The following is a 16,849-nucleotide window of genomic DNA, read 5'->3' on the forward strand; positions in this document are numbered from 1 at the left end:
TTAACCGGCGGAAGACGGCCGGAGGCCGCATCGGGAAGGAAAGGGAAGAGAGATCATGGTCGAGATTCCATCCGGCAGCATCCCCTCCGCCGAAGTCGAGGATGTCGAGCTTTATCATCCGCACAGCTGGTGGACCAAATATGTGTTCAGCCAGGATGCGAAGATCATCGCCGTGCAATATTCGATCACCGCCATCTCGATCGGCCTGGTGGCGCTGGTGCTCTCCTGGCTGATGCGGATTCAGCTCGCCTTTCCCGGCGCTCTCTCCTTCATCGATGCCGATCATTATTACCAGTTCATCACCATGCACGGCATGATCATGGTGATCTATCTCCTGACCGCGCTCTTCCTCGGCGGTTTTGGCAACTATCTCATTCCGCTGATGGTCGGCGCGCGCGACATGGTCTTCCCCTACGCGAACATGCTGAGCTACTGGATCTATCTGCTTGCGGTGCTGATCCTGGTCGCGGGCTTTTTCGTCCCCGGCGGCCCGACAGGGGCCGGCTGGACGCTTTATCCGCCGCAATCGGTTCTGTCAGGCACGCCAGGCGGCAAGGACTGGGGCATCCTCCTGATGCTCAGCTCACTGATCGTCTTCATCATCGGTTTCACCATGGGCGGCCTGAACTATGTGGTGACGGTGCTGCAGGGACGGGCGCGCGGCATGACGCTGATGCGGATGCCACTCACCGTCTGGGGCATCTTCACCGCGACCGTGATGGCGCTGCTCGCCTTTCCGGCGCTCTTCGTCGCCTGCGTCATGATGCTGTTCGACCGCGTGCTTGGCACCAGCTTCTTCATGCCCGCCATCGTCGAGATGGGCACGCAGCTCCAGCATGGCGGCGGTAGCCCGATCCTCTTCCAGCACCTGTTCTGGTTCTTCGGTCATCCGGAGGTCTATATCGTGGCGCTGCCTGCCTTCGGCATCGTTTCGGACCTGATCAGCACGCATGCGCGCAAGAACATCTTCGGCTACCGCATGATGGTGTGGGCGATCGTCATCATCGGCGCGCTGAGTTTCGTCGTCTGGGCGCACCACATGTATGTCAGCGGCATGAACCCGGCCTTCGGCTTCTTCTTCGCCACCACGACGCTGATCATCGCCGTGCCCACGGCGATCAAGGTCTACAACTGGGTGCTGACGCTGTGGCGCGGGGACATCCACCTGACGCTGCCGATGCTCTTTGCGCTCGCCTTCATCGTCACCTTCGTCAATGGCGGGCTCACCGGTCTCTTCCTCGGCAACGTCGTCGTCGACGTGCCTCTGTCGGATACGATGTTCGTCGTCGCGCATTTCCACATGGTCATGGGGGTCGCGCCGATCCTCGTCATCTTCGGGGCGATCTATCACTGGTATCCGAAGGTGACGGGACGCATGCTGGACGAGACGCTCGGCCAGATCCACTTCTGGATCACCTTCCTCGGCACCTATGCCATCTTCTTTCCGATGCATTATCTCGGCCTGCTCGGCGTGCCGCGCCGCTATTTCGAGATGGGAGAGACGGCCTTCGTTCCTCCCTCGGCCCATACGCTGAACATATTCATCACCATCATGGCTCTGGTCGTCGGGGCGGCACAGATCGTCTTCCTGTTCAATCTGGCCTGGAGCCTTTTCCGGGGCAGGGAGGCAGGCGGCAATCCGTGGCGGGCAACGACGCTCGAATGGCAGACGCCGCAGACGCCGCCTGCGCACGGCAACTGGGGCAAGGATCTGCCTGTCGTCTATCGCTGGGCCTATGACTATAGCGTGCCGGGCGCGGCGGAAGATTTCATCCCGCAGAATGTGCCGGCAAGCGATGGCGTCACCCGCGAGGTTCCGGCATGAACGTCATCCTGCTTTTCCTCGCCGCCATCGCCGCCATCATCATCTGGTGGCTGGCCGGGCAGCGGCTGACCTCGAAGCCGTGGCTCGAAACCGGCTCGGTGCAACTGCCGGATCGTCATGGCATCGACCGGCCGCCGGTGCCGGCGGTGAAGATCGGCCTCTTCGTGTTTCTCGGTGTCGTCGGCGCGATCTTCAGCCTTGCCGTCAGCGCCTATTTCATGCGCATGGCCTCTGCCGACTGGTGGGGGATGCCGGTTCCCCGCCTGCTCTGGGTAAACACCGCAGCACTCGCCTTGAGCAGTGCCGCGCTGCAATGGGCCAAACGCGAAGCCCGGCACGGCCGCCTGGAAAGCCTGCGGCCGGCGCTTGTGACAGGCCTTGCGCTTGCGGTCTTCTTTCTCGTCGGGCAGATCCAGGCATGGCGGGAGCTTACGGCAGCCGGCTATGTGCTTGCCGACAATCCCGCCAACAGCTTCTTCTACATGCTGACCGGCCTGCACGGCCTGCATATTCTGGGCGGGCTTGCCGTGCTCACGCACACGACGGTCAGGGCATTTTCAGCCGACGTTCAACCGGAAAGGCTGCGGCTCAGCGTCGACCTCTCGGCCATCTATTCGCATTTCATGCTCGCCGTCTGGCTCCTGCTCTTCGCGCTCTTTGCCGGCTGGGCGAATGATTTCGTCGATCTCTGCCGCACATTACTGAACTAGGAGATTTGCAGATGGCACATCCTGTCCAGACACACGGCGAGCCCGGCCTCAGGCCGGCGGGTCTTCGCGGTGTCGCGGCCGATTTCAGTTCGGATCAGCGCGCCTTCAAGACCGCCTCCTGGGGCAAGGCGATGATGTGGATCTTTCTGCTCAGCGACACTTTCGTCTTCGGCTGCTTCCTGATCGCCTATATGACCGCCCGCATGTCGACGCCGGTCCCGTGGCCCAATCCGAGCGAGGTCTTTGCGCTGCATATCGGCGGCCAGGACGTTCCGCTGATCCTGATCGCGATCATGACCTTCGTGCTGATCTCGAGCAGCGGCACCATGGCGATGGCGGTCAATTTCGGCTATCGCCGCGACCGCCGCACGACCGCGATCCTGATGCTGCTGACGGCGGTTCTGGGCGCATGCTTCGTCGGCATGCAGGCCTTCGAATGGACGAAGCTGATCACCGAAGGCGTGCGCCCCTGGGAAAACCCGTGGGGGGCGGCGCAATTCGGCTCGACCTTCTTCATGATCACGGGCTTTCACGGCACGCACGTGACGATCGGCGTCATCTTCCTCCTCATCGTCGCCCGCAAGGTTTGGCGCGGCGATTTCGACGTGGAACGGCGTGGCTTCTTCACCAGCCGCAAAGGCCGCTACGAGGCCGTCGAGATCATGGGCCTCTACTGGCACTTCGTCGACCTTGTCTGGGTCTTCATCTTCGCGTTCTTTTACCTGTGGTGAGGTCGTCATGAGCGAGACAACGGCGCATGCGCAAACCCAAACGATGCATGCACAAGCACATACCGGACAGCAGCACCCGATCCGGCTCTATCTCCTCGTATGGGGCCTGCTCTTCGTGCTCAGCGCCGGTTCCTACATGGTCGATTATCTCGGCATCCAGGGCTATCTGAGGTGGACGCTGATCCTGGTGTTCATGATGCTGAAGGCCGGCTTGATCGTCGCCGTCTTCATGCACATGGCCTGGGAGCGGCTGGCGCTCGTCTACGCCATCCTGCTGCCGCCGCTGCTGGTGCTGGTTTTCGTGGCGCTCATGGTATCGGAAGCGGACTATACGATCTTCACCCGGCTCGCCTTTTTTGGCGCCGGGCCGTAGAACACGCGGGTCCGAACTGCTGTCCTGACAGCAATAGTGAAATGCATTTGTTTTCCCTTAAAGGCGACTGCAGGGTCGCTTGCAGGCCCTGAAACGGGGCATAATGACAGGCTCCCAGGAAAATTTTTGCGTCCTGTATTTTGTGTGGAACTCTCTGCCTCTCTGCGCGTTTGGCAGCATCTTTATGGAGCGATCAGGAGGAGATCATGCAACCGAAGATCGGGGCGGATGCGCCTGCGGACCGCTGGATTGGTGCTGTGGAGCTTGCGATCGTGCAGAAGGCTTTCGACAAGCTTTGCGCGGAGCGCGGCTGGTCACGCGACTGCGCAGAGGCGCGCGAACTCGCTCGTATAACAATCGACCTTTACCGGCAGGGTGCTGACAGCGAATACAAGCTGCACACCATGCTGTCAGGCTCCGATTTCAAGACACCGGCCCTGTGAGGGGCCCATGAGCAATGTCGTAACATTCCCGCGCCGCAACCTCCGACCGCAGCGGCCATCCTATGTCGGCTCGGCAAGGCAGGTGGAGGGAAGGATCGCCATTCTGGAGACGATCGCGAAGATCACCGTTCGCGACAGCGCCTTCACGCCCTATGAACAGGCTGCCCTGCTGGCGAAGCTGAGAACCGCCATCCGGGCGGAATGCGTTGCGCACAAGCTGTCGCTGGAAGAACAGTTCGAGACGATGCGCTATGCCGAGCGGCTTCTCGACGATATCCTCGAAAGCGTCAACGACTGAACCGGCTGCCTTCACGTCATCTTGTTCCGCCGCACCCTTCCAGGCACCATGCCGCAGTTGCAGAGCGCCATCTCCTCATGCCAACATTCGATCATGCTGATCCGACCTGCCAGAGCGGAAGACCGCAGCGCCATCTGGATTATCCTGGAGCCTGTCATCCGGGCGGGTGAAACCTATACGCTCGACCGCGACATGAGCGAGGCCGATGCGCTCGGCTACTGGCTCGGTTCCGAGAAGGAAACATTCGTCGCCGATGACGGCGGCAGCATCATCGGCACCTATTATATCAAGGCCAATCAGGCAGGCGGCGGCAATCACGTCTGCAATTGCGGCTATATGACCGCGCCGGAGGCCGCGGGCCAGGGTGTGGCGCGCATCATGCACCAGCACTCGCTTGCCCATGCGCGCCAGCGCGGCTTCCGGGCCATGCAGTTCAATTTCGTCGTCAGTTCGAACGAGCGGGCAGTGCGGCTGTGGCAGTCGCTCGATTTTCAGGTGGTCGGCCGGCTTCCGGGTGCGTTTCGCCATCCCACACTTGGGTTTGTCGATGCGCTTGTCATGTACAGGGATCTCTGAGGGCGGGAGCCCTTTGTTACAGCGACGATATCGATCATGGAAGCGTCTGTCCGCCGCGTTGCGACGCATTGCGCCCAATGATCGCGGCGATCACCACGAAGAACACTGCCGTGCCGAGGTTCCAGCCGAGCACCATCACGGTCGCGTCCAGCGGATGAAACATCGAGAGTGCCGAGGAGGTGATGCCCGAGACGGCGAGGCTGCCGATGAGTGCGACGGAGACCGGCCGCAGGAAGGCGACGTAGCGCAGCATGATCAGCATCAGCAGAGAGAGTGGAATGCTGGTGACGATGAGCGTCAGCAGGCAGCTCGTGGCGGCCTCGACGGTGACGGCGGCCGGCGGTAGCGCCACCCAACCGGCAAAGCACTGATAGCCGATATTGGCCATCCAGATGACGAGCGTGGGAAGCGGAAGCAGCATCCACAGACGGGATTTGTCGGGCAGGCTCATCATGAATGTGGCGATTGCCGCGAGAATGCCGGTCGCGAGCGAGGACAGCATGCCCGTCAGGAAGACGGGATCGGCCATGCGTTCGGCAAATTGCGGGCGCAGGCCATGGATCATCGTCAGGATGCCCATCAGCGCGAAGGCGAGCGCCAGCCAGAGGGCGGCGCGCAGCAGCGGCGGCCGCAGCCGCCTGACGGGTGTGACATTGTCCGCGAGAGACCGGATGAGATCGGAGGTCTCCATCACGGCTCACCATGATCGAGAAGGATCTTGCGAAGGCTTTTCAGCGCCCTATGAGTGGCTACCTTCAGCGACGTGACGGACATCCCGCTCTCTCTGGCAGCCTCCTTCAGCGACATTTCCTTCAGTTTCAGCATGTTGATCGCCTGCTGTTGCGCCGGCGGCAGGTCGCTGATTGCGCCTTCGAGATGAACCCGGTTGGCAGCTTCCTCGATATCGTTACTGGTTGCAACCGCGTCATGTTCGCTCGACAGCGGAAATTCATGGGCGCGCTGGCGTCCCTGCCGGCGCAGCCGGTCGAAGGCGCGCCGGTTTGCAATGCCGACGAGCCAGGGGCCGAAGGGCCGGGTCGGGTCGTAGGTTTCGCGGATCGAATGAATGGTCAGCAAGATATCCTGAACCGTGTCCTCCACGTCTCTCGGGTCGCGGTGATAGCGCACCGCCAGCGAGCGCAAATAGGGCGTGATCTCCTGCAGCAGGCGAAGATACGCGGCAGCATCGCCATCCTGGGCGCGGGCCATCAGGATCGTCCAGTCGAGCTCGCGATGGCGTGCGCGCCTGATGTCAGAGCCCGCCGGCCGGGAGGAGACGAGTTTCAGTCGGTCGCCACGCTCCTCGCTCATGCGGGCGCGCTCCTTTTCCGCGGGCGGGCAAACAGGCGTGACATGAGATAGTCGAGCGACAGCGGGCCGGGGCCGAGCGCCATGACGGCGAGCGCAAGGGCAGCCCAGTAGAGGTGAAAATTCACCCAGCCGTCTGGAAAGACCAGCTGGATGATGCCGCTCATGATCAGCAGAGCAAGGCCGACAAGGCGCGTGGCAAAGCCTGCCAGCAGCAGGACCGGCAGCGCGATCTCCGCACAGCCGACGAGAAGGGCGACCGTATCGGGGGCGGGGAAACCGTAGAGATTGCCGAATATATGCAGCTTGAACTGGTCTTCGAACAGGAATTGCGTGCCGACCGAGAGCTGCAGGAAGCCGTCCCAGCGGGTCAGCCCCGAGCGCAGGAAGGGCAGCGCAAGCGCAATGCGCACGACCGGCGGGGCGACGGCGAGGCCGATCAGGCTGACGATGTCGAGAAGCCGCAGATAAAGTGCGGCAGGCGTAAAGCGGGTGTCCGTCATTTGCTGCCGCTCCCGAATGCGGTGAAAGCGCGTGCCGTCATCAAGCCAGAGAGGCAGGCAGGCAGGTCGAAACGGGGACTGTCCTCCAGCGCCTGTTTCATCGCGTCGATCATCGTCCGCCCCTTGCCGAGTGCGATGATGAAGGCGGCCGCACCCGGCGGCAGCGCGCGCGCTTCGACATCTGCGCCGGGGCGCAGCAGCAATATGTCTTCGCCGCCGGCGGATATATCCACTTCGGCCGGCTGCCCGTCCGCAAGGTTCATCCGCCAGATTGTCAGCGCCGGGAAGGGCGAGCGCACGATGCGCAGCGAGGGATGCAGCACGACGCTGAGATGCGGCAGGTCATCGGCCTTGATTGCGGCAAAGGCCCCGGACGCGATCGGCTCTGCCTCGGCGGCATGGTAAGCCTCCACCCAGGCCCGTTCGATGCGCGCCACGTCGGCGAGATAGGGAAGGCTTGCCGCGGGTTCGAAAGTCTCGATGAAATCGGCAAAGCCCCGGCCATAATCGAGCATGATCGGGGAGGTGGGCGGATCGAGCGCGACATAGATCCGCCCCATGGCAAGGAAGAACTCGTCGCCAACGATGCGCGCCACGGCCGGAAACGCATCCTTCAACGTCGCCGTCAGTCCGGCGATGACGTTGTTGCGGTAAACGTTGAAGCGCCTCAGGCTGGGCCGGCCATCCGGCCCGACCAGACCTTCGGGCAAGGGTTGCGCGGGGTCCAGAAGGGCTTTGGCGAAATCATGCTGGCGTTTGGCGGTCGAAGGTGCCGTCGGCATCAGCCGATCCCCCGTGTGACGACATTGCGCCAGAACCGGCGCAGACTATCGAGACCGCCGGCGGTCGAACTCCAGAGTGTGGCAACGCTGCCCATCGGGGCGGCAATTTCCCGCGATCGATCCCAGGCATAGTAGATGGCAACTCTGTGGCCGGTCATCTGGGGCTCCTCATTCGGCGGCCGCGCGTGGATGGTGCAAGGCCGCCTCGCGCATCAGCCTTTCGGCGCGCGCCGCTTCCTCGGCCAGAACAGGCCATTCCGGAAGATCGGCATCCCATTCGATCAGCGTCGCCACCGGTCCGGCACGGGAGAGCGCATGGGCGTAGAGATCCCAGACGATGGCATCGACCGGGCGATCATGCGTGTCGATGAGCAGCGGCCGGTCTCCCTCGTCAGCTTCGCCCGCGTGGCCGGCCAGATGGATTTCGCGGACATACTCCAGCGGATAGGCGTCGATATAGGCGACGGCGTCCCAGCGCTGGTTGGTGGAGGCGACGTAGACATTGTTGACATCGAGCAGCAGGCCGCAGTCGGTGCGCTGCACGATCTCGGCGATGAAGTCGATCTCAGACCAGGTGCTTTCGGAGAAGGCCAGATAGGTCGAGGGGTTTTCGAGCAGCATCTGCCGGCAGAGCGCCTGCTGCACCTCGTCTACGTGATCGGCGACGCGAGACAGCGTCTCGTCTGTGTATGGCAGCGGCAGGAGATCGTTGAAGAAACCGGCATCATGCGACGACCAGGCGAGATGTTCGGAAAAGAGTGCGGGCCGGTAGCGCTCGTTCAGCGCCTTCAGCCGGGAAAGATGCTGCCTGTCGAGCGGCCGGTCGGCGCCGATCGACAGGCCGACGCCATGCAGCGACAGCGGATAATGTTCGCGCACGGCGGCGAGATAACGATGCGGCGGGCCGCCTTCGCCCATGTAATTTTCCGCATGCACCTCGAAGAAACCGATATCCGGCAGGGTCTCGATGATGTGGCTGTAATGCTCCGCCTTGAGGCCGACACCGGCGCGGGCCGGCATGTCTTGATCAGTGAAGGCAATGTCTGGATTTTGCATGGGGCACCTGGCATCGGTCGGGTGGGACCGGCCCGCGCAGGAGCGGGCCGGTCTTTTCGGGAGGCAAGTCTTGGGAGGATGTCGGTCCTCGGGGCAGTCTTCCGGCGGGCGGTCATCCGGTTCTGCCCGGAGCAAGCCTCCCGAATCGGCGTCGGATCAGGCCTTGGGAGTGAGGCTGCCGGCGCCCTTTGGCGTGGACATGGTGGTGCAGGTGCCCGTCGGAACGAGCTTGAAGGCATTGCCCTGGTAATCGACGGTGCTCGTGCCTGCGCAGGTCGTGCCGGCGCCGGCATAGCAATCGTTCTGGCCCTTCAGCGCCGTGCCGAAGCAGGGCTCGACCTTGCCGGATTTCACCAGGGCCGTATGTTCCGCCTGGATCTTCTTCTGCGCGTCGGTGAATTCTTCCGCACCGGCCGGCAGGGCCGTGAGGGCACCGATGGCGCTGGCGAAGGCTCCGACGACAAGCGTGGACAAGATGCGATTGGACATTGTTGTTCTCCGGTTTTCGATGATGGCCAGAAGACTGTTCAGTCGCCTGGGGCGGTGCGATCCGCCTGTCTTGAAGTTCGCTGCAGCGGTCGAAAGGTTACCTGCTCCTGCTGCCTCTTTTGTTCTGCGCAGGACGCTCACATCCTGCCTTTGCCGGGCGCGGGTTTGCGCGTAACGATCGTTGCGGGATGGATGGAGGGCGGCTCGGCGAGCAGCGGCGGAACACTCCCAAAGATCAGCTTTGCCGCTTCGCCGCTCATATGCGCATTGCGGCTTTCGTGATCGGTGAAGAGATCGATGAGGAAGATCAGGTCGGGATCGGCTTCAGAGCGCAGCACGAGCCAGGTCGTCGTGCCGGCCTCGCTTTCGACGTGCGGCAGCGCGCCTGCAATCAGGCGCGCGACATCCTCTCCGTTTCCGGTCCTGGCGCGGAACGGAATGACGGCGGCAAGTTCGTTCATCGTAAATTCCCCTCAATGGCCTGTCCGAGCCATTAAGGGTGAAAAATCCGGGCCAGTATTGAAGGGTGTTGCGGCTCTTGGTACCGGCTTGCTACCGCCTGACGTTCAGTTCAGGCGGGAATGCCGTAGACCGGTATTTCGCCGCTGAGCCCCCGCAGGAAGGCCGTGGTGCCATGCAGGCTGCGGCCGCGCGCGGCAAGCAGCGCACGCGCCTCCTCGTCCTCGACCACCAGTGTCGTTGCAAAGATCATGTCCGGGGTGGCGATCGTCTGCAGGCGCGAGGCAACATTGACCGTCTGGCCGAAATAATCCTGCCGTTCGTTCATCAGCACGGCAAGGCAGGGGCCGCTATGCAGGCCGACCTTCAGGAACAGGTCGTCGCGGCTGTCGCGCCGGTTGAGTTCATCGATAACCTTGCGGATGTCGAGCGCGGCCGCCACGCCCTGCGCCGGGCTCGGAAAGGTTGCCATGATCGCATCGCCGATCGTCTTGACCACCGCGCCGCCATGGGCGGAAACGACCTGATGCATGAGCTGGAAATGCGAACGCACCAGATCGAAGGCCGCAAGGTCGCCGATCCGCTCGTAGAGTTCGGTCGATCCCTTCAGGTCCGTGAACAGGAAGGTCAGGCTGGTGATCCTGAAGCGCTGGTTGATATCGAGGACATTGGTGCGGTAGATATCCCGAAAGGTCTGGTGGGTGAGCAGCCGCTTGGCGGTCAGGACAGGCACACGCCGCGTAAGAATCGCCTCCAGCGCCTCGCCGGCGATCCAGAGGATCGGTATTATCCTGCGGTTCGTCCGATTTTCCAGATCGAGCGTCAGAAGGCCGGGCGCCACCTGCAACGTTTCGCCGGCCTGGTGCGCGTCATCGATCTCGATCGACAGGCGCTGGCCGTCGGTTGGTTCGCCGGTCACCTCCAGGAAACGCGAGCTGTGCGTCACGGGATCGAAGAGGATGGCCACACCCTCACTCATCTCAACCTGGCGGCCCATGCGCGCACCCGGCGCAATCTCAAACGCGTCGAGAACGACTTCGCCGACGATGGGGGCAAGATGTTCGGGCAGATCGCTGCCGGAACTCCAGAAAATCTGGCGCGTATAATCCCAGAGCGGCAGGCTGTCGGGATCGTGGGCGGCGATGTGGCGGATGCGCGGGTCGACGGTGAAGGTGATCTCTACGGTTTCGTCGAGCGTCGGTTCGCAATCGAGCGAACAGAAGGAACAATTATAGTGATGCTGGTCGATGCCCTGCAGCGATTCCGCCTGATAGAGCACACCGCCGCAGCTTTGACAGACGACGTTCCAGGAGAGTTCGAAAAGGCCGAACTGGGTGGCATGCAGGAAGGCTGCGATACTCTCCTGTTCGCCGAGCCCGTTCGCCCGCGCAAAGGCCAGCGGATTGACGCGGTTCAGGCGAAAATCCGGCGCGTCTTCGATCAGATGCGCCATCGCGCTGGCAACGGTTTCGTCGACATGCTGGCGCACGGCCATGACGCGGTTGGTTATATCGGGCATCGCTCATCCCATCAGATAGGGCTCAAAAACAGGGCCGAGAGGAACAAAATAGGGCGGTGGCGGCAGGCAGGCGAGCCGTTTATTTTTTCGCCTTAAAGTAACCTTTTGCGTACCGGAGCGAAACAGCTGATCGCTCCGTGCAGGCGGCCGCTTGCTTCGCGCAAAACCTGGCCCTAATTCGGCGGGCGCCGCCGCAGCCGACGTCCGTACTCGCGTGCAAAAGCGGCGGGCGTGCCACCCGTCAGGCGGTGGAAACGCCGGGTGAAATGGCTCTGGTCCGAATAGCCGGTCGCAAGGGCCACTTCCGCCAGCGACGTATCGGTTTCGGCAATCAACACCCGGGCGCGCTCGATCCGGCGCTGTTCGACGAAATTGATCGGGCTTACGCCGGTGCTCTGCTTGAAAAGCCGGGCGAAATGAAAGCGGCTGACATCGACGAGGGCCGCCAGTTCCGCAAGCCCGATCATCCGGTCGAGATTGTCCTCGATATAGTCGGTGATGCGCTTGATTTCGGCCTTGCCGAGGCCGGGCAGCGTGCGGCGCTCCGCAATGCCGAAGGCGTTATAGGCCCTCAGGAGATGCGCGGCGAGGGCGGCAGAGACCTGGTCGACGATCAGCGCCTGGGCGGGATGGGCCTGCTGCTCCAGTTCAGCGAGCAGCACGAGCGCCATATTTTCGATCAGCCTGTCGCGGGTTTCGAATATATTCCTGATTTCGATGCTTGCCGCGCGCGACCCAAGCTCTTCGCCCGCGGCTGCCACCAGCCGGGCCGGAACACGCAGCCGCGCCGATGTTGGCGTGCGGCCCTCCCACGTCGATACGCAGCCCGCCGGCATCAGAAGCGACATGCCGGCCGAAATCGTGCCCTCGTGGACGACCCCGTCGCGCCGCTGGATCAGCCGGGCGCGGCCGGAGGGGCAATAAGAAATCAGGTGGTGATCGAGGGCCGGATAGGTCTGCGAACAATCGAGCCGCGGCCGATAAAGATCGACAGTCACTCCGCTCCATCCCCGATCCCGCGTCGTCGCCATCGGCCGTCGCGGCTTGATGTCGACGATCTCTTCGATGGAGACGAGCTTTTGTCCTGACGGCGAAATGGAGTGCAACTCGTTCATGACAGTTCGGCCAATCCAGGTTGTGCTGATATCAGGGTAGAGGTTTTTGGCGGCGGGTTGAAGTGTTCCGGTGGTTGAAATGAGGCTGCTGCAGGCAGAATGCTGCACGCTGGAGACCTTGTTTCGTTCTATCGGTTCTCGTCTGCAGGGCAAAAAGAAAGCCGGCACAGGGCCGGCTTAGACGAACGCGGCCGAACAGGGGTACTGAGCCGGTTCCTTGCATTTCGTGACTGACAATAAATTTCACTACAATGCCGAGGTCAGCAGAGAAGGCGTAACGAGATCGCCATGAGGGCGGCTCCGCAAAGGGGTGGGCGGCGGGCGGAGACCGGTGCTGTCCTCGGGTGTGTTTATGAGGGAGGAACATCACCGATTGATGACATCGGCAAACCGGGCGGTGATTTTCTTTTCATAGGCCCGATCTGTCCTGTGGATGGACGTCCGAGCCTGACATTTTTGGCGGATACCCGGATCGTGTGAATGCTGTGTTCAGGCCCTTGCGGATGTCAAAGCTTCACAAAGGGGCTATATAGCGGGCGAATTCGATCTGATATCCGCAAAGAGCCCCATGGCACCGATCATTTCCATCCAAAATCTCACCAAGACCTATGCAAATGGCTTCCAGGCGCTAAAGGGCATCAACCTCGAAATCGAACGCGGCGAAATCCTGGCGCTGCTTGGGCCGAATGGGGCGGGCAAGACGACGCTGATCTCAATCATCTGCGGCATCGCCAATCCGAGCGGCGGCGCGGTCATCGTCGATGGACATGATGTGGTGAAGGATTTCCGCGCCACACGCACGCTGATCGGGCTCGTGCCGCAGGAGCTCACGACCGACCAGTTCGAGACGGTGTGGAATACGGTGAGCTTTTCGCGCGGGCTGCACGGCAAGAAGGCCAACCCCGCCCATATCGAAAAGGTGCTGCGCGACCTGTCGCTCTGGGACAAGAAGGACAACACGCTGCGCCAGCTCTCCGGCGGCATGAAGCGGCGCGTGCTGATCGCCAAGGCGCTGTCGCACGAACCCTCGATCCTCTTCCTCGACGAGCCGACGGCGGGCGTGGACGTGACGCTGCGCAAGGACATGTGGCATGTCGTCGAGCGGCTGCGCGCCTCAGGTGTGACCATCATCCTGACGACGCACTATATCGAAGAGGCCGAAGAGATCGCCGACCGCGTCGGCGTTATCAATGGCGGCGAACTGCTGCTCGTCGAAGACAAGCAGGCGCTGATGGCCAAGCTCGGCCGCAAGCAGCTTATCCTCGAACTCAACGAACCGCTGGAGAAGCTTCCGGACTGCTTTGCCGGCAACGGCCTGTCGGTCGAGGCCGAGGGCAACCGCCTCGTCTATGAATTCGATACGCACAACGAGCACGAGAGCGTGGCATCGCTTCTGACGCGGCTTGGCGAAAACAATATCCATTTCCGGGATCTCTCGACGCGCCAGAGCTCGCTCGAAGATATCTTCGTATCGCTGGTAGGAGGCGCAAGATGAACTTCGAAGCGATCAAGTCGATCTATTACTTCGAGATGGCGCGCACCCGGCGCACGCTGCTTCAGAGCGTAATTTCGCCCGTCATTTCCACCTCGCTCTATTTCATCGTCTTCGGGGCGGCCGTCGGCTCGCGCATCCAGCAGGTGGAGGGCGTTTCCTACGGCGCCTTCATCACGCCCGGCCTCATCATGCTGACGCTGCTCGGCCAGTGCATCGGCAACGGCTCTTTCGGCATCTATTTCCCGAAATTCACCGGCACGATCTACGAGATCCTCTCGGCCCCCGTCGCCATGACGGAAATCCTGATCGGCTATGTGGGGGCGGCGGCCACCAAGGGGCTGCTCATTGGCGTCCTCATCCTGGTAACGGCCAATATCTTCGTCGATGTTCGGATCGAGCATCCCTTCATGATGGTGCTGTTCTTCCTGCTGACGGCGATCAGCTTCAGCCTGTTCGGCTTCATGATCGGCATCTGGGCGACGAATTTCGAGCAGCTGAACCTCATCCCCATGCTCGTCGTGCCGCCGCTGACCTTCCTCGGCGGCAGCTTCTACTCGATCAACATGCTGCCGCCCTTCTGGCAGGCGGTCAGCCATTTCAATCCGGTGCTCTATCTGGTCAGCGGCTTCCGCTGGAGTTTTTACGGGATTGCCGATGTCAATCCTCTGGTCAGCCTCGGCATGATCTCGCTGTTTCTGGTGATTTGCCTGAGCACGCTCGGGTGGATCTTCAAGACGGGGTATCGGCTACGCAACTGATGGGTGGCCGCAGCCACCAGCAAAATCCGAGTAGGCGGCACAAAATCGTTCACATTTTGTTCGCGACTGCTAGTCTGGCCTCATTGTCATTTGCGGAGGAGGAGAGTCGTGGCGGAGCAACAGGCGAAGTTCGATCAACTGAGGGCATTGCATCAGCGGGATGCGGCATTCGTTATTCCGAACCCATGGGATGCCGGCTCGGCCCGGATTCTGACGAGCCTTGGTTTCGAGGCCTTGGCAACGACCAGCGCCGGCTATGCCTTTTCCAAGGGCAAGCGGGATTCCTTTGCGAGCCTGAAGCGCGACGAAACCCTCAACAATGCCGGCGAGATCGTCGGGGCAACCGATCTTCCCGTATCGGCCGATCTCGAGGACGGGTTTGGTGCCGCGCCGGAGATCTGCGCCGAAACGATCCGGCTGGCCTCTGCGGTCGGGCTGGTCGGCGGATCGATCGAAGATGCCACCGGCGATCCGGCAAGGCCGATCTATGATCTCTCGCAGGCCGTCGAGCGCGTACAGGCCGCGGCGGAGGCGGCGCGGAAGCTGCCTTTCCTGCTGACGGCGAGGGCGGAGAATTTTCTCTGGGAGCGACCCGATCTCGATGACACGATCAAGCGGCTGCGGGCTTTCTCGGCAGCCGGCGCCGATGTGCTCTATGCGCCCGGTCTGCCTGATATCGACGCGATCCGAACCGTCTGCGCCGCGGTCGACAAGCCCGTCAATGTGGTGATGGGCCTGAAGGGGCCGCGCTACAGCGTTGCCGAACTCTCGGCGGCAGGCGTGCGGCGAGTGAGTGTCGGCGGGTCCTTTGCACGCGCTGCACTTGGTGCACTGCTGCGGGCGGCCGAGGAGGTGAGATCATCCGGCACCTTCACCTATGCCGCCGATGCGATCCCGGCAGCAACGCTCAGCCAGCTTATGTCGCAGGAGAAGCGAGGCGACCGACAGTAAGGCCGTTGGCACGCGCGCGCCTCAACCACGACCTTCGCCTTCGGCGCTTTTACGGCATCGGGATTCTTCGATGAAGCCCGCTTGAGGAGCGGGTGTCGGCGCAAGGATCACCCCCTATGTCCTGCCGGCCATCTCCCCCACAAGGGTGGAGATTGGCTGGGGGAATCGGCTTCCCCAAACTATAGGCGTTTGCAGCCCGGCTATTGGTAGAGAGAGGGAGGAGCATGCCGCTTGTCGATCTCCACCCTTGTGGGGGAGATGCCCGGCAGGGCAGAGGGGGTGTCCCACTGCAATCCTTCTCAGCAAGGGCCTCATACTCCGCTCCTCACTTCCCCACGGGCTGAGGCTCCGGAAATGTCCAGCTTCCATCCAGGATCGGCTGGCGCGGGCGGTAGAGGCGGACAGTGTAATTCCAGTCCTTCATTACGGGCAAGCAATTGGCAATCTTGTCGTCGCAGCCGCCGAATTGCACCTTGACCGCGCCGTCTGCTTCCTTGTCAGCGGTGATATTGTTTAGCGTATAGGCATTGAGCTTGTTCTTCTCGTAGTAGCCTTTGCCATTGTAGACGCTGACCGACCAGAAGCCGTCGACGGGAACATCCTTGACGGAGAGCCGGTAGACCATCTTGCCGTCGTTCTTCGGTGGTGTCTCGTTGAGGTAGATCGCGTCCTTCTCGGGATTTCCGCCCCAGCCGACGGCGCTGCCGATGAGATGGCGGATCGGGTCGACCTGATCTTTCGCCCCGAAGGCGCCCTTGAAATCCGGAATGGTCGTGCCCAGCACGATCAGCGCGTCACGGACCTTCTTCTGGCTCGCCTTGTCCCAGTCCGGGATCTCGAACGTTCCCGCATTTGCCTGGCTGATGGTGAGAGCGTTCTGGAGATTATGGACCTGCTTGACATCATCGGGGTCGTTGGGATCGACGAGGGTCCTGATGCCGACGAGGATGTAGCGCGTGCCGGCCGCTGCCCGATCATAGGTGTAACTGCCGGCGTCATATTTCACATCGCCGACTACGTAATGGTCTTCGTTGATGATCTGCATCGAGCGGAAGCGTTTGCCGGCGTCCGGAAGCGTGATGGTGACCGGCCCGGCATCGAGATCGATGACAGCGGATGAATAGAGCGTATCGCGGTTGGCCCGGATCACGGACTGATGATCGATGTCCATCGGTTCGCGATGATGGTTGAAGATACCGGTCTTGCCGCCGCCGTCCTTCACGGCATTGCTGAAATAGAGATCGGATTCGGCGCGGGCGAAATTGTCGACGGTGACCGGCTTGGCCGTCTGCGCCCCGGCCTGTGAGGCGAGCGCAAGTGCCAGCGTGGCGATGGCGGCACGGTAGGCAATGCGGACAGGCACTAATGCAGGTGCAGGCTTTGACCACCTCATGGCTCTCTCCCGTTTCGGTCAATTTTCCGAGGAAAAGCCTTTCACAGGCCCGATTTCGGGAGAAG

At 61.9% G+C, this 16,849-nt stretch carries 21 protein-coding genes; 10 read left to right on the plus strand and 11 right to left on the minus strand.

Going from position 1 to position 16,849, the window contains the following annotated elements; genetic code table 11:
- Positions 1–55 precede the first annotated feature (55 nt).
- The 7 genes from ctaD (at position 56) to AB4Z13_RS02325 (ending at position 4,956) form a co-directional block, all read left to right on the plus strand.
- Positions 56–1,825 (plus strand): cytochrome c oxidase subunit I, encoded by a 1,770-nt coding sequence (ctaD, locus tag AB4Z13_RS02295; protein ID WP_113321569.1) that lies wholly within the window; start codon positions 56–58, stop codon positions 1,823–1,825.
- The gene (locus tag AB4Z13_RS02300; RefSeq protein WP_442205695.1) at positions 1,822–2,535 is read left to right on the plus strand and encodes a cytochrome c oxidase subunit 3; all 714 of its coding nucleotides are present in this window, start codon (positions 1,822–1,824) and stop codon (positions 2,533–2,535) included. Before ctaD ends, AB4Z13_RS02300 begins: the two co-directional genes overlap by 4 nt.
- 11 nt (positions 2,536–2,546) lie before the next feature.
- Positions 2,547–3,266 (plus strand): heme-copper oxidase subunit III family protein, encoded by a 720-nt coding sequence (locus AB4Z13_RS02305; RefSeq protein WP_113321567.1) that lies wholly within the window; start codon positions 2,547–2,549, stop codon positions 3,264–3,266.
- A 7-nt stretch (positions 3,267–3,273) separates the two neighbouring features.
- Complete coding sequence (locus AB4Z13_RS02310) at positions 3,274–3,639, plus strand: cytochrome C oxidase subunit IV family protein (RefSeq protein WP_442205696.1); 366 nt, start codon at positions 3,274–3,276, stop codon at positions 3,637–3,639.
- Positions 3,640–3,845: 206 nt separating this feature from the next.
- Entirely contained in the window at positions 3,846–4,082 is a 237-nt protein-coding gene (locus AB4Z13_RS02315) for a hypothetical protein (protein WP_037103012.1), read from the plus strand.
- A 7-nt stretch (positions 4,083–4,089) separates the two neighbouring features.
- The gene (locus AB4Z13_RS02320) at positions 4,090–4,380 is read left to right on the plus strand and encodes a hypothetical protein (RefSeq protein ID WP_442205697.1); all 291 of its coding nucleotides are present in this window, start codon (positions 4,090–4,092) and stop codon (positions 4,378–4,380) included.
- Between the two features lie 93 nt (positions 4,381–4,473).
- The gene (locus AB4Z13_RS02325; RefSeq protein ID WP_439015271.1) at positions 4,474–4,956 is read left to right on the plus strand and encodes a GNAT family N-acetyltransferase; all 483 of its coding nucleotides are present in this window, start codon (positions 4,474–4,476) and stop codon (positions 4,954–4,956) included.
- A gap of 34 nt (positions 4,957–4,990) precedes the next feature.
- Here the strand turns inward: AB4Z13_RS02325 and AB4Z13_RS02330 are convergent, their stop codons facing one another.
- The 10 genes from AB4Z13_RS02330 to AB4Z13_RS02375 form a co-directional block, all read right to left on the minus strand.
- A complete protein-coding gene (locus AB4Z13_RS02330) occupies positions 4,991–5,647 on the minus strand; it encodes an NrsF family protein (RefSeq protein ID WP_442205698.1) in 657 nt (218 codons plus the stop codon).
- Positions 5,647–6,267, minus strand: a complete 621-nt coding sequence (locus tag AB4Z13_RS02335) for a sigma-70 family RNA polymerase sigma factor (RefSeq protein ID WP_113321563.1) — start codon at positions 6,265–6,267, stop codon at positions 5,647–5,649. The genes AB4Z13_RS02330 and AB4Z13_RS02335 overlap by 1 nt, the downstream gene beginning before the upstream one ends.
- The gene (locus tag AB4Z13_RS02340; RefSeq protein WP_439015266.1) at positions 6,264–6,767 is read right to left on the minus strand and encodes a DoxX family protein; all 504 of its coding nucleotides are present in this window, start codon (positions 6,765–6,767) and stop codon (positions 6,264–6,266) included. Before AB4Z13_RS02340 ends, AB4Z13_RS02335 begins: the two co-directional genes overlap by 4 nt.
- Positions 6,764–7,549 (minus strand): HvfC/BufC N-terminal domain-containing protein, encoded by a 786-nt coding sequence (locus tag AB4Z13_RS02345; protein ID WP_439015265.1) that lies wholly within the window; start codon positions 7,547–7,549, stop codon positions 6,764–6,766. The genes AB4Z13_RS02340 and AB4Z13_RS02345 overlap by 4 nt, the downstream gene beginning before the upstream one ends.
- Entirely contained in the window at positions 7,549–7,707 is a 159-nt protein-coding gene (locus tag AB4Z13_RS02350) for a hypothetical protein (protein WP_439015264.1), read from the minus strand. Before AB4Z13_RS02350 ends, AB4Z13_RS02345 begins: the two co-directional genes overlap by 1 nt.
- A gap of 10 nt (positions 7,708–7,717) precedes the next feature.
- Entirely contained in the window at positions 7,718–8,605 is an 888-nt protein-coding gene (bufB, locus tag AB4Z13_RS02355; protein ID WP_439015262.1) for an MNIO family bufferin maturase, read from the minus strand.
- A 156-nt stretch (positions 8,606–8,761) separates the two neighbouring features.
- Positions 8,762–9,094 carry a BufA1 family periplasmic bufferin-type metallophore gene (locus AB4Z13_RS02360; protein ID WP_442205699.1) on the minus strand — a complete coding sequence of 111 codons (333 nt, stop codon included), beginning with the start codon at positions 9,092–9,094 and terminating at the stop codon, positions 8,762–8,764.
- A gap of 137 nt (positions 9,095–9,231) precedes the next feature.
- Entirely contained in the window at positions 9,232–9,555 is a 324-nt protein-coding gene (locus AB4Z13_RS02365) for a putative quinol monooxygenase (protein WP_442205700.1), read from the minus strand.
- Positions 9,556–9,665: 110 nt separating this feature from the next.
- Complete coding sequence (locus AB4Z13_RS02370) at positions 9,666–11,072, minus strand: DUF5939 domain-containing protein (RefSeq protein ID WP_442205701.1); 1,407 nt, start codon at positions 11,070–11,072, stop codon at positions 9,666–9,668.
- Between the two features lie 173 nt (positions 11,073–11,245).
- Positions 11,246–12,187, minus strand: a complete 942-nt coding sequence (locus AB4Z13_RS02375; protein ID WP_442205702.1) for a helix-turn-helix domain-containing protein — start codon at positions 12,185–12,187, stop codon at positions 11,246–11,248.
- Positions 12,188–12,755: 568 nt separating this feature from the next.
- On the opposite strand from AB4Z13_RS02375, the gene AB4Z13_RS02380 reads away from it, so the two are divergent.
- From AB4Z13_RS02380 to AB4Z13_RS02390, 3 genes are all read left to right on the plus strand, one after another.
- Complete coding sequence (locus tag AB4Z13_RS02380; RefSeq protein WP_113321555.1) at positions 12,756–13,682, plus strand: ABC transporter ATP-binding protein; 927 nt, start codon at positions 12,756–12,758, stop codon at positions 13,680–13,682.
- The gene (locus AB4Z13_RS02385; protein ID WP_442205703.1) at positions 13,679–14,440 is read left to right on the plus strand and encodes an ABC transporter permease; all 762 of its coding nucleotides are present in this window, start codon (positions 13,679–13,681) and stop codon (positions 14,438–14,440) included. Before AB4Z13_RS02380 ends, AB4Z13_RS02385 begins: the two co-directional genes overlap by 4 nt.
- A 108-nt stretch (positions 14,441–14,548) precedes the next feature.
- Positions 14,549–15,391: an isocitrate lyase/PEP mutase family protein gene (locus AB4Z13_RS02390; RefSeq protein WP_442205704.1), complete on the plus strand. Its 843-nt coding sequence runs from the start codon at positions 14,549–14,551 to the stop codon at positions 15,389–15,391.
- A 325-nt stretch (positions 15,392–15,716) separates the two neighbouring features.
- On the opposite strand, the gene AB4Z13_RS02395 is transcribed toward AB4Z13_RS02390, so the two are convergent.
- Positions 15,717–16,742: a DUF1254 domain-containing protein gene (locus AB4Z13_RS02395; RefSeq protein WP_442205912.1), complete on the minus strand. Its 1,026-nt coding sequence runs from the start codon at positions 16,740–16,742 to the stop codon at positions 15,717–15,719.
- Positions 16,743–16,849: the final 107 nt, after the last annotated feature.

The sequence above is a fragment of the Rhizobium sp. YAF28 genome (assembly GCF_052113285.1).
Lineage (GTDB): Bacteria > Pseudomonadota > Alphaproteobacteria > Rhizobiales > Rhizobiaceae > Rhizobium.

Bases quoted from the DNA above. Each gene is read 5' to 3' on its own strand.
- ctaD (WP_113321569.1), top strand. From the start codon at position 56: ATGGTCGAGATTCCATCCGGCAGCATCCCCTCCGCCGAAGTCGAGGAT.
- AB4Z13_RS02300 (WP_442205695.1), top strand. From the start codon at position 1,822: ATGAACGTCATCCTGCTTTTCCTCGCCGCCATCGCCGCCATCATCATC.
- AB4Z13_RS02305 (WP_113321567.1), top strand. From the start codon at position 2,547: ATGGCACATCCTGTCCAGACACACGGCGAGCCCGGCCTCAGGCCGGCG.
- AB4Z13_RS02310 (WP_442205696.1), top strand. From the start codon at position 3,274: ATGAGCGAGACAACGGCGCATGCGCAAACCCAAACGATGCATGCACAA.
- AB4Z13_RS02315 (WP_037103012.1), top strand. From the start codon at position 3,846: ATGCAACCGAAGATCGGGGCGGATGCGCCTGCGGACCGCTGGATTGGT.
- AB4Z13_RS02320 (WP_442205697.1), top strand. From the start codon at position 4,090: ATGAGCAATGTCGTAACATTCCCGCGCCGCAACCTCCGACCGCAGCGG.
- AB4Z13_RS02325 (WP_439015271.1), top strand. From the start codon at position 4,474: ATGCTGATCCGACCTGCCAGAGCGGAAGACCGCAGCGCCATCTGGATT.
- AB4Z13_RS02330 (WP_442205698.1), bottom strand. From the start codon at position 5,647: ATGGAGACCTCCGATCTCATCCGGTCTCTCGCGGACAATGTCACACCC.
- AB4Z13_RS02335 (WP_113321563.1), bottom strand. From the start codon at position 6,267: ATGAGCGAGGAGCGTGGCGACCGACTGAAACTCGTCTCCTCCCGGCCG.
- AB4Z13_RS02340 (WP_439015266.1), bottom strand. From the start codon at position 6,767: ATGACGGACACCCGCTTTACGCCTGCCGCACTTTATCTGCGGCTTCTC.
- AB4Z13_RS02345 (WP_439015265.1), bottom strand. From the start codon at position 7,549: ATGCCGACGGCACCTTCGACCGCCAAACGCCAGCATGATTTCGCCAAA.
- AB4Z13_RS02350 (WP_439015264.1), bottom strand. From the start codon at position 7,707: ATGACCGGCCACAGAGTTGCCATCTACTATGCCTGGGATCGATCGCGG.
- bufB (WP_439015262.1), bottom strand. From the start codon at position 8,605: ATGCAAAATCCAGACATTGCCTTCACTGATCAAGACATGCCGGCCCGC.
- AB4Z13_RS02360 (WP_442205699.1), bottom strand. From the start codon at position 9,094: ATGTCCAATCGCATCTTGTCCACGCTTGTCGTCGGAGCCTTCGCCAGC.
- AB4Z13_RS02365 (WP_442205700.1), bottom strand. From the start codon at position 9,555: ATGAACGAACTTGCCGCCGTCATTCCGTTCCGCGCCAGGACCGGAAAC.
- AB4Z13_RS02370 (WP_442205701.1), bottom strand. From the start codon at position 11,072: ATGCCCGATATAACCAACCGCGTCATGGCCGTGCGCCAGCATGTCGAC.
- AB4Z13_RS02375 (WP_442205702.1), bottom strand. From the start codon at position 12,187: ATGAACGAGTTGCACTCCATTTCGCCGTCAGGACAAAAGCTCGTCTCC.
- AB4Z13_RS02380 (WP_113321555.1), top strand. From the start codon at position 12,756: ATGGCACCGATCATTTCCATCCAAAATCTCACCAAGACCTATGCAAAT.
- AB4Z13_RS02385 (WP_442205703.1), top strand. From the start codon at position 13,679: ATGAACTTCGAAGCGATCAAGTCGATCTATTACTTCGAGATGGCGCGC.